Origin of the sequence: Collimonas humicola, assembly GCF_018304945.1 — a bacterium.
Lineage (GTDB): Bacteria > Pseudomonadota > Gammaproteobacteria > Burkholderiales > Burkholderiaceae_D > Collimonas > Collimonas humicola.
This window is the reverse complement of sequence record NZ_JAGQEE010000007.1, coordinates 230541-246043: the sequence shown is the minus strand read 5'-3', so window position 1 is coordinate 246043 and position 15503 is coordinate 230541. Positions and strand designations below refer to the sequence as shown.

Sequence of the window (15503 nt, the reverse complement as noted above, 5' to 3'; positions counted from 1 at the left end):
ACATTGAGCAACGAGAAGATCGAGCAGTACAACCACCCGGCCGGCGGCTGGGGCGCCCTGAAATATGTGGCCTTGCACTTGCTCAAGGAAAAAGTACCGGGCGGCGGCATACGTACACTGTTGAAGCAAAACCAGCCGGACGGTTTCGACTGCCCCGGCTGCGCCTGGCCGGACCGCGATCACGCTTCAACCTTTGAATTCTGCGAAAACGGCGTCAAGGCGGTAGCGGCGGAAGCCACTTCCAAGCGCGTCACGGCCGCCTTCTTTGCCCAGCACAGCGTTGCTGAACTGCTGCAGCAATCGGACTACGAACTGGAAGAACATGGCCGCCTGACCGAGCCGATGGCCTACCACGCCGCCAGCGACAAATACCAGCCGATCTCGTGGCCGGACGCCTTCGCGCTGATGGCCGGCCATCTCAATGCGCTGGAGGACCCGAACCAGGCTTCGTTCTACACCTCCGGCCGCACCAGCAACGAAGCGGCGTTTCTCTATCAATTGTTCGTGCGCGCATACGGCACCAACAATTTCCCCGACTGCTCCAACATGTGCCACGAGCCGACCAGCGTCGGCCTGCCGGAAACCGTCGGCGTCGGCAAAGGCACGGTGACGCTGGACGACTTCGATCTCGCCGACACCTTGCTGATCTTCGGCCAGAACCCGGCCACCAACCATCCGCGCATGATGGGCGAGCTGCGCGAATGCGCCAAGCGCGGCGCCACCATCGTTTCCATCAATCCCTTGCGCGAACGCGGCCTGGAGCGCTTCTCCAGCCCGCAGCATCCGTCCGACATGCTGTCGCGCGCCGGCACTACGATCAGCAACATGTTCATTCGCCCGACCCTGTGCGGCGACCTGGCGCTGGTCAAGGGCGTCATCAAGCGCGTGCTGGAGCTGGACGACCTGGCGCTGCAAAACAATGAAGAGCGCATCATCGATGTGCAGTTCATCACTGAACACACCGCCTACTTCGACGAGTTCGCCGCCGATATCCGCGCCGAGAACTGGGACGATATCGTCACCGAATCCGGCGTCGGCCGGGACGATATCGAAAGGCTGACGCAAGTGTACGTGCGCGGCAAGAACGTCATCGCTACCTGGGGCATGGGCCTGACCCAGCACAAGCACGGCGTCGACACCATCCAGATGGTGTCCAACCTGATGCTCTTGCGCGGCAACATCGGCCGCCCGGGCGCCGGCCTGTGTCCGGTGCGCGGCCATTCCAATGTGCAAGGCGACCGCACCGTCGGCATCGATGAAAAGCCGACCGCCGCTTTCCTCGACCGCATCGAAAAGGTGTACGGCTTCAAGCCGCCGCGCGAACACGGCCTGGACGTGGTCGGCACCATCGAAGCCATGCTGCAAGGCCGGGTCAAGGTTTTCATCGGCCTCGGCGGCAACTTCGCCATGGCGACGCCGGATACGCCGCGCACCTGGCAGGCGCTGCAATCCTGCGCGCTGACGGTGCACATCACCACCAAACTCAACCGCAGCCACCTGATCCACGGCAAGGATGCGCTGATCCTGCCGACCATGGGCCGCACCGAGATCGACATGCAGGAAAGCGGCGCGCAAGGCGTGACGGTGGAAGACTCGATGAGCATGGTGCACGTTTCATACGGCATCAACAAGCCGGTGGCCAAGACTTGTTTGTCCGAAGTCGACATCGTCGCGCGCCTGGCGCACGCGACGCTCAAGGACAGCCGCATCCAGTGGCTGGAGTATGTCAAGAACTACGCCATGATCCGCGACGACATCGAAAAAGTGTACGACGCTTTCAAGGACTACAACGCGCGCATCGCCCAGCCCGGCGGCTTCCACCTGGGTGTCGCTTCGCGCGAACGGGTCTGGAAGACCGCCAGCGGCCGCGCCCAGTTCAAGACACTGGCGATTCCCAAGGACACGCCGATCCACCAGGCGCGCCGCAAGTACGGCCCTGAGTTGATGACGTTGATGACGACCCGTTCGCACGACCAGTACAACACCACCATCTATGGCATGGACGACCGTTATCGCGGCGTGTTCGGCCAGCGCCGCGTAGTGTTTGCCAACCTGCTGGATATCCAGATGCTGGGCTTTGCGCCAGGCGACTGGGTCGACCTGGTCGGTGTCTGGGACGACGGCATCGAACGCCGCGCCGACCGTTTCCTGCTGGTTGAATTCGACATCCCGCGCGGCTGCATCAGCAGCTACTATCCGGAGACCAATCCGCTGGTGCCGCTCAACAGCTTCGCCGACAAGGCGCGCACGCCGACTTCCAAATCGATTCCGGTGCTGCTGCGCCGTTCCTTGCAGCAGGCGGCGTGATCCGATGCTGATACTGGAAAATGAAATCGACGACGCCGTGCTGCTGATCTTGTCAGCGCTGCATGCAGACGCCAGCGATCAGGACAGCCATCGCGGCGAACCAGGCCTGTCGCTGGCCAGGCTCAGCAAGCGCACCGAACTGCGCATGAGCACGCTGCGGCGTCACCTGAGCGCGCTGGAAGATGCGGAAATTGTCAGCGTCGCCGTCAACGAAGACGGCACCGGGCGTGCGGCCTTGACTCCCTACGGTATGGCGATTTTCGATGCGCTGGATGAAACCACCGGCGTGGATTATTGAGAATTTCGTCGTGCTTAACCCATGCAGCTAACTGGGGTCGGCAGCTAATTGGGGTCAGAGTGAACTTTCTGCGCGCTTTTTGCAGAAACTTCACTCTGACCCCAATTAGCGGGCCACGGAGTACATACTTTGTCGCTAGAAAAGAAAAACCATGAATGCGCTTTTTCTTTCTCCGAATCCGTCATGTGGGGTCAGAGTCGATTTTCGCGATAAAGCGCCGCGAAAGTCGACTCTGACCCCAGATGACTCCCTGACCCCAGATGACTCCTGACACCAGATGACTCTGACGGCATAGCGCCACAAAACGCCGGCCTGGCGAGATGCCAGGGTAGATCAATCCAGCATGTCTGCCGCCAGCTCGCTCAGCCGGCGCAAAGCCTGCTCGATCTGCGGCGTCCAGCTGTAACTGTAGTTCAGGCGGATGAAACTGCGGTAGGCATCCGAAGTGGAAAACAAACGCCCCGGCGCAATCGTAATCCCCTCCGCTAGCGCTTGCCGGTACAGCACCATGGAATCGATCGCCGGCGGCAGCTCCACCCACAGCACGTAACCGCCGCTGGGCCGCGTGATGCGGGTGCCGGCCGGGAAGAAGCGGCCGACAAAAGCGCTCATGATGTCGCAGCGCTGCTGCAAGGTGCGACGCACCCGGCGCAGGTGGCGGTCGTAGCCGCCAGCGGTCAGATAGGCCGCAATCGCCCGTTGCGGCAGAGTTGATGTGCTGAGCGTATTGAGGAATTTCAGCTTTTCCACCTGCTCCCGATAACGTCCCGGCAGGGTCCAGCCAATCCGATAGGCGGAGGTCAGGCTCTTGGAAAACGACGAGCAATACAGCACCATCCCGCGTTTGTCGTAGGCCTTCAGCACGCTCGGATGGGCAGCGCCAAAGTAGAGCTCGTTGTAGACGCCGTTCTCGATGATCGGCATGTTGTAGAGTGCGCCAAGTTCGACCAGTTGGCGCTTGTTTTCCTCGGGCATTTCAAAACCCAGCGGATTCTGGAAATTCGGCATCACCATGCAAGCAGCAATCGGCTGCGTCTGCATGATGGTTTTCAATGCGCCGATATCCATTCCCTGCCGCGGATCGGTCGGTATTTCGATGGCGCGCATGCCGAGCCGTTCGATCGCATGCAGCATCGCATAGAAAGTCGGCGATTCCACGGCAATCGTATCGCCGGCTTTCGCGACGGCCTGCAGGCACAGGTTGATGGCTTCGGTAGCGCCGACCGTCACCACCACATCGCCGGGATCGATGCTCAGCCCGGTTTCCAGATGTCGCCTGACAATCTGCCGGATCAAATCCGGATGGCCGGGCGGCAAATCGTCCAGTACGCCGAGCGGGCCGCCGCTGCGCAGGATCGCGCCGTTGTACTGGCTGATGCGGCGGGCCGGGAACAGGGCCGGATCGGGATACGGTGAGCCGAGCGGAATCGCATCGTTCTGATGTATCGATTTGAGCGTCGCCAGCACATGTCGGCTGACATCCACTTCAGCCGACACTGGCAACGGCTCCGAACGCCCGGGTTCCGCCGGAGAAGCCTGCCAGGACAGCGACGCCGACGCCGGTGCTGCACCGGCACCGATACCGATACGGCCAAACTGCGGCCGCACAAAATAACCCGATTGAGGATGACTTTCGATGACTCCGCTGCTCTCCAGCAACTCATAGGCGCGCACCACGGTCGTGATGCTCAGCCCATGTTGCTGGCTAGCCTGCCGCACCGAACTGACACGATCGCCGGGCCGCAATACGCCGCTGTGCACGGAAGCAGTCACCTGCTCGGCCAGGCGTTGGTATAGCGGTTGGCGGCGGGAAATTTTCAAGCGGAGCGCTCGCAGGGATCGATGACCGCCTCATTATAATGACAATCAATCCCGGCGAGCGCCCCATCGGCAATGCGGCTGACCTGCCGCAGCGGAAGAGTAAGTTTCAGCCCCAGGCCCGACCGGAAAATGCAGCACGGACACTCTCAGATAGAAAAAGACGCTCTCTTTATTGATCCATGCGCCGAGCCAAAAGCAGAAAATCAGAAACGATAACCGACAGTCAACAGCGTAACGATTGGATCCAGCGTCAGCTTGGTCGTGCTGTACACCGGACCAGCAGGGGTTTGCGTAGTCAGGTCGGCCGCAGTTTTCAATTTCACGTATGACACTGAAAAATTCGCAGACCAGTTTTTGTCGAAATTGTAAGCGAGACCAATATTGGCGACCGGCGCCAGCGAATTGCTCAGACTCACGCTGGTAGGGCTGCTCGTATTACCGGCCGTCATCCCGCTGAGAGTCTGGACGAATTTATCCGTGGTCCTGATATCGGAGTACCAGACGTAGGCGGCCCCGACTCCGACGAAGGGCCGGAATTTGCTCTGGGCATCGCCGAAATAATACTTGGCCAGCAAAGCCGGGCTCCACAGCTTGGCTGTGCCGATTTGCCCGACTCTCTCCAACGCCCCTTCGCCGGCAAGCTTGAATGTCGGCGGCATTCCCATATCGGCCGTGATGGCGAAATGATCGGTCAGGAAATGTGTGATTTGCAAAGCCAGGGTATCGGCGTTGGCGACACCGGCGCCGGAGTCGTGGATTGCGTTGCCGCTGATTTTCAGCGGCTCGCTGGAATCTTGCGGTGAAATATGCGCCCATCCGGCACTAACGATCGTATCGCCGGCTTGCTGCGCCATCACAGGAGCCGCCAATGCTGCAATGACGGAAAAGGTTATCAATTTTGGAAATGTGGCAATGCGTTCTCTCATTTTCTGCTCCTAAGGTGGTTTTTATTTATGAACATCCGCACAGCCTGCGGGTGCAGTGCGAATCTTTTTTGTGGCGCCTTGTAATCCCGGCTGGATCGGAAGCGCTCTGCTATATGACTAAAATGCTAAGAGATAGCCGCGGGAGCGTATATGAGCCGAATCTGAAATTGAGATAGCTTATTTCTGCTTTTCATATCAAAATATTCTTCCTGCGGACGACCCCGTCTGCCCGGCAGTTCAAGTACGAAACGACCTCGCCCGACTACCCCGGAGAAGCCATGGCGACTCTCATTTTTACCCCCCAGCTGGCGCGTTTTACCGACGTGCCGGAGATTCACACCGATGCCGCCACCCTGCGTGCCGGACTGGAGAATGCGTTCTCGGCCAATCCGCGCCTGCGCAGCTATGTGCTCGATGACCAGGGCCGGCTGCGCCCGAATGTCGCCGTTTTCATCGACGGCCATACCGTGCGTGACCGTATCCACCTTGACGTCCCGCTCGGGACCGGAAGTACGGTTCACGTTCTGCAAGCACTTTCTGGAGGTTGATCATGAGTGACCGCGCCTGGATTGCCACTCGCAAGGGATTGTTCGAACTGGTGCGCCGCGCAGGAAAATGGGACTTCGCGGCCACTGCGTTTCTCGGCGAGCCGGTCACGATGATGTTGCCGGATCCGCGCGACGGATCGCTTTACGCAGCACTCAATCTCGGGCACTTCGGCGTGAAACTGCATCGCCGCGATGCCGGTTCCGAGCAGTGGACGGAAATTGCCGCTCCCAGCTATCCCATCAAGCCGGCAGACAGTGCGGACCCGGTTGACTGGACGCTCAGGTTCATCTGGTCGCTGGCTTGCGGCGGCGCCGACGAGCCTGGCGTGCTCTGGGCAGGCACCCTGCCGGGCGGCTTGTTCCGCTCGCCCGACCGTGGCGCTTCATGGACTTTGGTGCAATCTTTGTGGGAGGCTCCCGAGCGCAGCGAATGGTTCGGCGGCGGCTACGACGTGCCGGGCCTGCACAGCATCTGCGTCGATCCGCGCGACAGCCGCCATATCCTGGTCGGCATTTCCTGCGGCGGCGCCTGGGTCACGCACGACGGTGGCGCCAGCTGGTCGCCCAGCGCCAAAGGCATGCGCGCCACTTACATGCCGCCCGAACGGGCCGACGACCAGCGGATCCAGGACCCGCATCGGATTGCGCGGGCCGCAGGCGCACCGGATAAATTGTGGTGCCAGCATCATAACGGCATCTGGCGCTCGACCAATGCCGGCGCCGACTGGCAGGAAATCACCGAAGTGCCATTATCGAATTTCGGCTTCGCGGTAGCGGTCCATCCGAACGATGGCGACACCGCCTGGTTCGTCCCTGCCGTGGCCGATCAGACGCGCATCCCGGTCGATGCGGCACTGGCGGTCACGCGCACTGTCGACGGCGGAAAGTCGTTCAGCGTGCTGCGCACCGGCCTGCCTCAGCAGCATTGCTACGACCTGATATACCGGCACGGGCTGGCGGTGGCGGACGATGGCCGCACCCTGCTGATGGCGTCCACCACCGGCGGCGTCTGGCTATCCGAAAATGGCGGCGATACCTGGCAAGCGCTAAGCAGCAACCTGCCGCCGGCTTATGCGGTCTGCTTCGGTTAATGCTTTTAAAAATTATCAATAAGGTACCTCGATAAGCGGCCCAGGTACGGCATGATTTCGCCGCCTCCGATTCAGACGAGATCCTGATTTGTGCGAACACAACGGCTCACCTCGCTTGATTATTTTTTTCTGCTTCTTCTTTGTAGCTGTCTTTGGCTTTTTTATAGGTGTTGTCAAAGGGTTTTAATTTAAGTGCATTTGCTTTTTCCGCATATGCACCAATAGCCCCTATAGCAAGCCCTGATGTCAATCCTAAATACATCCATATTTCTGTCAAAAATTGATATGACAGATACATTATGAACAGACCACCAAATGCGAGAAAAATTCTAAACCAAGGAGAAAAATTCCCATCTCTTATTAATTTCATTTTTTCCCTGTATTGTTCATTGTGTTTTGCAGATTGTTCGCCGGAGTCGTATTTTTTATTACCTCGCCAAATTCAGTAAAAGCTGGGCTAAGTAACGGAAATTTATTTCCCAAGGAGCCAGTAAATAAATCAACCCCGCCACCAACCCAAACCTGCCCCAAATTAGGCCGCAACAATTGTTCCAATGCACCAGCTCCCAATCCAACTACAGTCGCCGAACTAGCAATGGCAAACTGTGTTGCAGCCCCAGCAGCAGCCACGGGATTGGGACTAGTCGCCAGAATAGTGCCGTAGGCCGTCGTGCCTGCCATGATCCATTTTCCATCACCAAGATTCGTGCCAATAATGACATCTGGCTTTCCTGCTTCCGTTTTACCATTGGTTGTCATGGACATGCCGCGCATTTGATCTTCGACCTGTTCCACCGTGTATTTTCCGTTACTGTTTTGCGCCAGCGTCTTGGCAAGCTCTTTCTCACTCGGATGCAACTGCCGATTATTCCGATCCGCAACCAACCCAATATTCGCCCCAGCCGCAGCACTCTGCACACTTCCGCCAGCCAGCATCCCCGAGGCCGCACCCACCAGCGTCGCGCCCAGGTTCATCATGTCGTTGAAAGCTTGCGTGCCAGGCTGATAGCCCTGACTGACCAGATACTCGCTCATCGCCGGCACCATCGCTTCGTAGCCCATGCCGGCCGCCAGACCGCCGGCGGTGCTGCTGCCGCCGATCTTCGCTTCGATCACGCCGACCATGCCGTGCAGGGCTATTTTCTCAAGGGAGCCATCTGGCCAGTTGTTGTTCTTGGCGACGTCTCCCACGATATTGGTCAAGACCGAACCGACCAATCCGGCGGCTTGTTGGTTTTCTTGGGCCTGTTGTTGCCGCGCTTGCAGATCCTGCGCTTGTTGCAGCGTCAGTGTGTTGGCCAGCGCTTCGTTCGCCGTCGCCGCGTCGCGGCTGGTGAGCGTGTCTGCGGTGGCCTGGCTTTGGGCATCCTTCTCTTTATCGCCGGTGCCGGTGATGACGATCTTGGCCGGGCTGATGACGCTGCTGGTGCTGCTGCTTTGGTCGCCATTCTCTGGCATGCCGAGGCCGCTGTTCAGGTTACCCAGCGCATTGCCCGTAATATTGCTGACGATGCTGCCAGTCGAGGCGCCGGCACTGACGCTGGACGAACTGGTGTGCTGGCTGTTGGCCAGATCGCTGCTGGTCAAGCTGGCCGTTTGCAGGTTGTTCTTGTCTTTGTCTGCCGTACTGGTAATGGCTGCACCCACCAGGTCGGTGTTGCCTTTGACCTTGATATCGAAGCCGCCACTGCCGGCAGCGATACCGCTTTGGCCGACCGCACTTTGATAGTTGTGATCGACCGTTTGATTGGTATAGCTAACGCTGCCGCTGACCATCTGGCCTGTGCAGATAGGCGGTACGCAAATGCTCAAGCTGAAACCACCGCTTTCCTGCTTGCCGTCAAAGTTGCTTTTATCTTGCAGGGTCCAGACGTTCAGATTGCCGCCGATATCGGCCGTCACCTGGTTGCCGGCCAGTTGCGCACCCATCATGTTGAGATCGCCACCGCTCTTGACGCTCAATTGGTTGCTGGCGCTGATCTGCGTATTATCGTAGGTCGTCTCGCTGCCGTTGGCGTGGCCCTTGGCGACCGAAGCGCCGACCTGGAAACTCAGGCCGGTCTGCTGACCGTTGGAGCCTAGCGTGGCGCCAATACCAGCGCTGCTGCCGCTGTTGCTTGATTGCAGATCAGCGGTGTTTTTTGCGGCAATCAGATTGATATTTCTGGCAGCGTCGAGACTGATATCCCGTGCCTGCAGCTTGGCGCCTTCCATGTTGATATCACCCTCTCTGGCGGTGATGTCAATACTGCCGGCTTGCGCTGTCGTGCCGCGCGCCTGACTAGCGCTATTCTGGCTATCCTGCCGGCTTTGGCTGGCGCCGAGGTTGACGCTGATGCCGAAACCGGCGCCGCCGGTGCCGGGTGGGGCATCAGAGTTCGGTCCGGCAAGGGCGTTCTGCGTGGCTGAGATACTGTCCTTGGCTGCAACGACGGCGCCGGGCAGTGCGCCGGCCAGCTTGTAAGTATCGTAACCGGCTTTGAGCGCCAGCGCGCCCTGGAGCCTGTCATTACTGGTATTTTGCGAAGCCGTCATTCTATCGCCGATGCCGGTCACGGCTCCACCAACGGTGCCGGTCAGGCTACTGCCTAAGGTGACGCTGCGGCTGTTGGCATGGAACTGGTTCGCGCTGCTGTCCTGAATCGCCTGCAAATCAACGGCGTTACCGCCGATGCTGAGCCGGTCACGCGCAAGCAGTTCCGCACCTTGCGTGGTGACATTGCCTTGGCCTGTGCCTTTATATTGGCTGTCCAGTCCGGCCTGCATGCTCAGATTGCCGCCATTGGCCGAGATCAGGCTGGTGCTTTGCACCATGCTGTTGCCACTACCGCTCTGTGTAGCCGAGGTTTGACTGAAATTGGTGAAACGGCCATTCAAACCGCCCATGATGCCGATACTGGTGCCACTGCTGTGACTGTCGTTCTGCACGCTTTGCGTATTGGCCGCCGCCAGGACGTTGATATCGCGTCCGGCGTAGATGACGACATCTTTATCGGCCGTGATGGTGCTGGCGGTGATGGTGGTATCGCGCCCGCTGTTGGTACGCACATTGGCACCGCTGATGTCACTGCCGATCTGACTGACGCTCTTGCCGTTCTGGCGCATGTCTTGCGTGCTCTTACCGTAGCTGACGCCAGTCATCACGCTGCCCGAGAAACCGGATTTCTTTTCTTCAACGGAGAAACTGTTCTGACTGGTTTGCTGGGCGCTGACGATGTTCAGATCACGTCCCGCATTCAGACTCATATCACCCTGGGCAATGACTTGACTGCCCTGCACCGTGGTGTCGCGCCCGGATTGGATAGCGATGCCATTGCCGGTGAAGCTGCTGCCGATTGCCTGCGTCACATTGTCGTTGCGCTGCGAGCGGCTGGAGGACGACGACATCATACCTTTGGAGGTCGTGTAGATTGCCTGATCGACGCTGCTGGTTTGCTCTGCCGTGCCGATATGGACATCGCGGCCGGCAACAGCCGTCAACTGGCCGCCGGCATTGGCATAAGCCGCCGCCGCATTGATATCCTGGCCGGCGGCCAAGGTCAGGTTACCGCCGCTTTGGATCTGCGTGCCGTTGACCTGCGTCCGGTTCTCATAGAGATGATTGTCGGCATTGTAGGTGACGTTGTAGCCGTTCTGCGTCTTGACTGTCGTCAGGCTCAGATCACGTCCGGCTGTCAGGCTGGCATCTGCCGTGGTGTTGATATCGGCGGCGGCCAGGTTCATGTCGCGCCCGGCCAGCATCGACAACTGATCGGCGTTGACACTGGCGATCTGGTTCAGGCCAATATTGGTGCCGTTTTTACTGGTCGCAGAGCTGGTGGTGCTGGCGAGGTCGATGTCGCGCCCGGCCAGGATGCCGACCCGGTTGCCGCTGATGCTGCCGCTGCTGCGCACGTCGTTTTGCGCAGCGAGGATGACGGTGCCGTCCTTGGCCGTGCTTTGCAGGCGGCCGCTGTTGCTGATGTCGCCGCTGGCATTGACGATCAGGTTGCTGCCGGCCTGCAGCGTGCCGCCGTTGGCCAGTGAGCCGTTGATGCTCAGATCGATGTTCTGGCCGGCAATCAGGGCGCCGTCGGCGCGCACGTCGCCGGCATTGGTCCGCGCCAGGTACAGGACCGGCGCCAGCACTTCCGTGCTGCTGCCGTCGGGCAGCGTCACCGTCTGCGTCACCAGCCAGACGATATCGGACGTCAGCGCTGCCATTTGCGCATCGTTCAGGGCGACGCCGGGCGTCAGCTGGAACTGCTGGGCAGTGGCCACGCCGGCATCCATCAATGCGCGGTAGGCGTCTTCGTTGCTGTTGTAGCCGTCCAGGTAGCGCCGTCCCGTCAGTTGCGCGACCTGGTTGGTGATCAGCTGTTGTTCGTAATAGCCGTCGCCCAGGCGCTTATGCACTGCTTGCGGATCGATGCCGAGCCGGCCCAGCAGGTAGTCGCTGCTGAGAAACTGCTGATAGCTGGTAAAGGCGGGGTCGGTCACGATCAGGTACGGCTGGCCCGGCAGCGGGTGCAGTTGATAGAGCTGGCTGGTCGGCAATTGCAGATTGGGCAGCTGGCCGTCAGGGCCGGCGACGCTTTGCTGAGTGCCGCTCATGCCCGGACCGCCTTGATTGCTGCCGAGGCTGCCGCCTGTGGCGCCGGGCAGCTGGCTCGGACCGACCTGCTGGCCCGTGGCCGGGTTGTCGCCATGGCCGGGATTTGTGTTCTCCTGCAGCGACCAGACCGGCAGCGCAATGTCCGTCGCCGGCAGCGCAACATCATAGGCCTGGCCGTTGTTGTCGTAGGTGTAGTGGTTGTCGTGCGAACTGCCGCTGACCCAGTGATAGTAGTTCTCCCCGGCGGTCATGTACTGCACCGGGTTGACGGTGCCGGTGGCGCCGATGTTGGCGATGTGGCCGGTCTGGCCCGAGATCGTGCCGCCGGCGATGATGGTGCTTTTATCGTTGGCGACGTTGCCGGACAGGAGCAGGTTGCCGCCAACGCTGATCTTGCCGGGATCGCTGTTCTTGACCACGGTCTGGGACACGGTCAGGGTGTAGTCGCGCTTGTAGAATTTCTCGAAACGACTCCCGTCCGGCAGCACCAGTACGATGCCGCCGTCGCCGCTGTCGCTCCAGCTGACCTGATCGGCGCGGTACCAGGTATCGCTGTTCCAGGAACGGTATTCGGTGACGCGCACAGTCTTGGTCGGATCGATCTGTTCTTCGGTGCTGAAATGCGCATTCTGGTTGAGCAGACTGGCGCTGTGCAGCGACAGATTGCCTCCGGCATCGATAGTAGCGGAACTGTTCGTGATCGTGGCGGCCTGTCCGGTGGCTTGCTGATTGGCATCGAGCGCGCCGCCGATGGCCATGTCGCCTAAACTGGCGAGCAGTGCATGCTCGCGATTGACGATGGTAGCGGCACCGATGTGGAGGGTGTTGCGGGAAGCGATAACGGCGTCGGCATCGTTGGTCAGCGTCGCTGCCGACAGGGCGATGCCATCGCCATAGATGCGGCCCTGGTTCAGCAGATTCTGCTGCGCCAGCAAGACGGTGGCGCCGCTGTTGATGAGCGCACTTTGGGCGTTGATGATGTTGCCTGCGGTGAGCGTGAGGCCATCCGCGGCTTGCAAGGTGCCGTTGTTGGTCAATGCGCCGGTGGCGTTCAGTTGCAGGTTGCGGTTGGCCGTGATGCGATTGGCAGCGCTATGGATGTAGTCGCCTTGCAGGCTGAGTTCGGCGTCGTGCCCTGCTATCACCGTGCCATCGCCGGTGAGGGTGCCGGCGGCAAGATCCAGGTCCGTAGCGGCAGCGATCTGGCCGGCGTGGTTGGCGATCACGCCGCTTTGCTGCAGATCGATATTGCCGCTGCCGGTCACGATGCTGCCGCTGCTGTTGTCGAGACTGGCGCTGTGCAGAACGATATTGCCGTCCGCGCTGATGCTGCCGTTGCTGTTGTCGATGACGGCGCCGGCTTGATCGAACGCCAGCGACCGGCCGGCGTACAACTTGCCGGCACTGTTGTTGAGCATATTGCTGATATGGAGGGCAAGGTTGCCGCTTGCAATGACCTGGCCTTGCCGGCTGTTGTCCAAAGCGTTGGCCGTGAGCGTGACGTCGCCGTTGCCGCCGAGGACGCCGCCGGCGTTGCTGATATGTGCGCTGCGCATCGACGTCGTCCCGGTACCGGCGTTGGCGATGCGCCCGGCGCTATTGTCGAGCGTGCCTGCCGCGAGCGACAGGGATGCCGTGCTGCCGTTGGTTTCGATGCGGCCGCCCTGGTTGCTGAGGGCGCCGCCGGCCTGGAGGCTGGCATCGGCATCGCTTTGGATGGCGCCGCCGTCATTGTTGAATTCGCCGGCGCTGGCCAGGCTGACGCCTCCAGCGCCGTAGATCGCGCCGCCGGCATTATCGATACTGCCGGCGCGCAAGGTGAGTGCCGCGCTGCTGCCGATGAAGCCGCCGCTGCGGTTGCTCAGGTTGCCGTTGTTGTCGAGCGCGAGGTTGCCGCCCAGGCTTTGCAAGGTGCCGCCATCGTTGACTAAGTCAGTTCCGCTCACTGTGAGGTCACCGGCGCTGCTCTCGACCGTACCGCCCTGGTTATTGATCGTGGCGCTCGCCAGATGCAAGCTGGCGGCGCCAACATAGCCGCCGCTGTTATTGAGGTTGCCGCTCCGAATCTCTGCCTGCCGCGCTGCGAATAGCTTGCCTGACTGGTTGTTGACGGCGGCCATCGCCACCTTCAGTTGACCGTTGCCGCCAATGCTGCCGCCCTGGTTGGAGAGGCTGCCGATGGCGCCGCTACCGATGGTCAGCATACCCTTGCCGGCATGGGCAATGGTCCCGCTGTCGTTGAGCAGTGTTTGCGGTGTCAGGGTCAGATCGTCGCCGTTGGTCTGCAACATGCCGCCGTTGCGATTGTCGAGCGTGTCGGCAACGTCAACGCTGCCGCCAGCCGCGCCGGTCTGGATCAGCCGGCCCTGCCGGTTGTCCAGATTGGCGGCATGGATGTTCAGCTGATTGGCATTGATCTCGCCTTGCCTGTTATTAAGCGCGCCAGCGGCGCTGACATTGCTGCCGTCGCCGGCAAGCAGGCTGGCGCCGGCATGATCGATATCCCCGGCCGTGGCTGTCAGGTCGACATTGCCGCCGGCAGTGGTGCGCGCTCCCGCCAGATTGAGACTGGCGCCCTGGATGCCGATGTGACCGGTTGCAGTGTTCTGTCCCACAGCGGCAACCGCGCCGTCGGCGACCAGGGCGAGACTGCCGGGCTGGCTGGCCAGCCCGTTGGCATCGATCCCGGCCCCAAGCGTTCCGCTCGAATCGATACTGCCGGCACGCAGGTTGACATCCGCTCCGGCGGCGATGGTGCCGCTGTTGCGCATTTGTCCGGCATTCCCGATATGGATCGCCTGCCTAGCGTACAAGGTGCCGTCATTGCTGACATCGGCATCGCTGCGCAACACGATGTTGCCGCTGGCATTGGTGGCGCCGCTGAGTTTCACCAGACCGGCGCTGTCGATGGTCACGTCGCCTGCGGATGCAGCGATATTGCCGGCGCTGACCACGCCGACGCCTTGCTCGGTTCCCTTGAGCATGATCTTGCCGGCATACATGCCGCCCAACGCCGCCACATCGATACCGACCGACGGCACAACGCCTTCACCCTGGATCACTTGCACGCCCAGATCGCCGTAGTTGACTTGATTCGCGCCAGTGACAACATGGAGGCTATTGGCCCACAGCTGGCCGTTGACCTGGACGCTGCGGGCGATCAGGTCGGTCTGGTCCGTATTACCGGCGTTCATGCCGTTGATTTGAATATCGCCGCGCGTGACGCGCAAGGCGCCCAGGCTGCCATCGCCGCCAAACACCGGCGTACCGGTAGTCAGTACGCCACGGCTGGTATTGATGAAGCCGCAGCCGGAGCAGGTGATGCCGTTCGGATTGGCGATGATCACCTCGGCGCGCTGTCCGGCCACTTCTGTGTAGCCGTTCAATTGGCTGCGGCCGCTGCCCATGACTTCATTGAGGACGATTCTGGCGCTGCCGCCCGCCAGATTCGGATTGCCGTCGATATAGCCGCCCAGCTGGGTCTGCGTGGCGGTGCGGGTGTTGTTGAGAATCACGCCGTTGCTGTCAACGTTGTACTGATCGTAGCGATTGTGGCTCACGCCTGCCGCATTGGGCGTGACAATCTGCACCAGCGGACGGCCATTGGCGCTCTGATCGATGGTGGGGCGCGGACCGCCATTCTTGTAGGCCACCATTTGCGCCTGCACTACCGTGACGTGGCCGAACAACGCCGCCACCATCAAGCCTAGTGGTGCAAAACGCATCAGCGGCAACGCGCTGATACGCGCATCGCTATCGCCTGCTGCGCCTTTGCCCTGCCGCGACGCATTTTCTGCAACGACCATCAACATCCCGCGGGCTCTATTGAAAATGACACGGTAGGCTTGCTTGTTCATGCTTACTCCAAATCGGATACGGTGAATCGGCGGTTAAATGGCGGACGGTCAGGTCTCGCCG

8 protein-coding genes are annotated in these 15503 nt (G+C 60.6%); 4 read left to right on the top strand and 4 right to left on the bottom strand.

All coding sequences use genetic code 11. From position 1 onward, the window contains the following. Positions 1-3: 3 nt before the first annotated feature. Positions 4-2307 (top strand): FdhF/YdeP family oxidoreductase, encoded by a 2304-nt coding sequence (locus tag KHU30_RS20265; RefSeq protein ID WP_211444403.1) that lies wholly within the window; start codon positions 4-6, stop codon positions 2305-2307. A gap of 4 nt (positions 2308-2311) precedes the next feature. Then, positions 2312-2605, top strand: a complete 294-nt coding sequence (locus KHU30_RS20260) for a helix-turn-helix domain-containing protein (RefSeq protein ID WP_211444402.1) — start codon at positions 2312-2314, stop codon at positions 2603-2605. A gap of 333 nt (positions 2606-2938) precedes the next feature. On the opposite strand, the gene KHU30_RS20255 is transcribed toward KHU30_RS20260, so the two are convergent. Both KHU30_RS20255 and KHU30_RS20250 read right to left on the bottom strand, forming a co-directional pair. Further along, complete coding sequence (locus KHU30_RS20255; RefSeq protein WP_230427493.1) at positions 2939-4426, bottom strand: aminotransferase-like domain-containing protein; 1488 nt, start codon at positions 4424-4426, stop codon at positions 2939-2941. Between the two features lie 203 nt (positions 4427-4629). Continuing rightward, positions 4630-5352, bottom strand: coding sequence for an OmpW/AlkL family protein (locus KHU30_RS20250; protein ID WP_211444401.1), 723 nt, complete (start codon positions 5350-5352; stop codon positions 4630-4632). A gap of 278 nt (positions 5353-5630) precedes the next feature. Here KHU30_RS20250 and KHU30_RS20245 point away from each other — a divergent pair, with 278 nt between their 5' ends. Both KHU30_RS20245 and KHU30_RS20240 read left to right on the top strand, forming a co-directional pair. After that, positions 5631-5900, top strand: a complete 270-nt coding sequence (locus tag KHU30_RS20245; protein WP_211444400.1) for a MoaD/ThiS family protein — start codon at positions 5631-5633, stop codon at positions 5898-5900. A gap of 2 nt (positions 5901-5902) precedes the next feature. Further along, on the top strand, positions 5903-6991 hold the full coding sequence (locus KHU30_RS20240) for a WD40/YVTN/BNR-like repeat-containing protein (protein WP_211444399.1): 1089 nt from the start codon (positions 5903-5905) through the stop codon (positions 6989-6991). Between the two features lie 106 nt (positions 6992-7097). Here KHU30_RS20240 and KHU30_RS20235 read toward each other — a convergent pair whose 3' ends face one another. After that, on the bottom strand, positions 7098-7361 hold the full coding sequence (locus KHU30_RS20235; RefSeq protein ID WP_211444398.1) for a hypothetical protein: 264 nt from the start codon (positions 7359-7361) through the stop codon (positions 7098-7100). Next, positions 7358-15442 carry a hemagglutinin repeat-containing protein gene (locus tag KHU30_RS20230; protein WP_211444397.1) on the bottom strand — a complete coding sequence of 2695 codons (8085 nt, stop codon included), beginning with the start codon at positions 15440-15442 and terminating at the stop codon, positions 7358-7360. The genes KHU30_RS20235 and KHU30_RS20230 overlap by 4 nt, the downstream gene beginning before the upstream one ends. Positions 15443-15503 lie beyond the last annotated feature (61 nt).

Bases quoted from the DNA above. Each gene is read 5' to 3' on its own strand.
- KHU30_RS20260 (WP_211444402.1), top strand. From the start codon at position 2,312: ATGCTGATACTGGAAAATGAAATCGACGACGCCGTGCTGCTGATCTTG.
- KHU30_RS20250 (WP_211444401.1), bottom strand. From the start codon at position 5,352: ATGAGAGAACGCATTGCCACATTTCCAAAATTGATAACCTTTTCCGTC.
- KHU30_RS20245 (WP_211444400.1), top strand. From the start codon at position 5,631: ATGGCGACTCTCATTTTTACCCCCCAGCTGGCGCGTTTTACCGACGTG.
- KHU30_RS20240 (WP_211444399.1), top strand. From the start codon at position 5,903: ATGAGTGACCGCGCCTGGATTGCCACTCGCAAGGGATTGTTCGAACTG.
- KHU30_RS20235 (WP_211444398.1), bottom strand. From the start codon at position 7,361: ATGAAATTAATAAGAGATGGGAATTTTTCTCCTTGGTTTAGAATTTTT.
- KHU30_RS20230 (WP_211444397.1), bottom strand. From the start codon at position 15,442: ATGAACAAGCAAGCCTACCGTGTCATTTTCAATAGAGCCCGCGGGATG.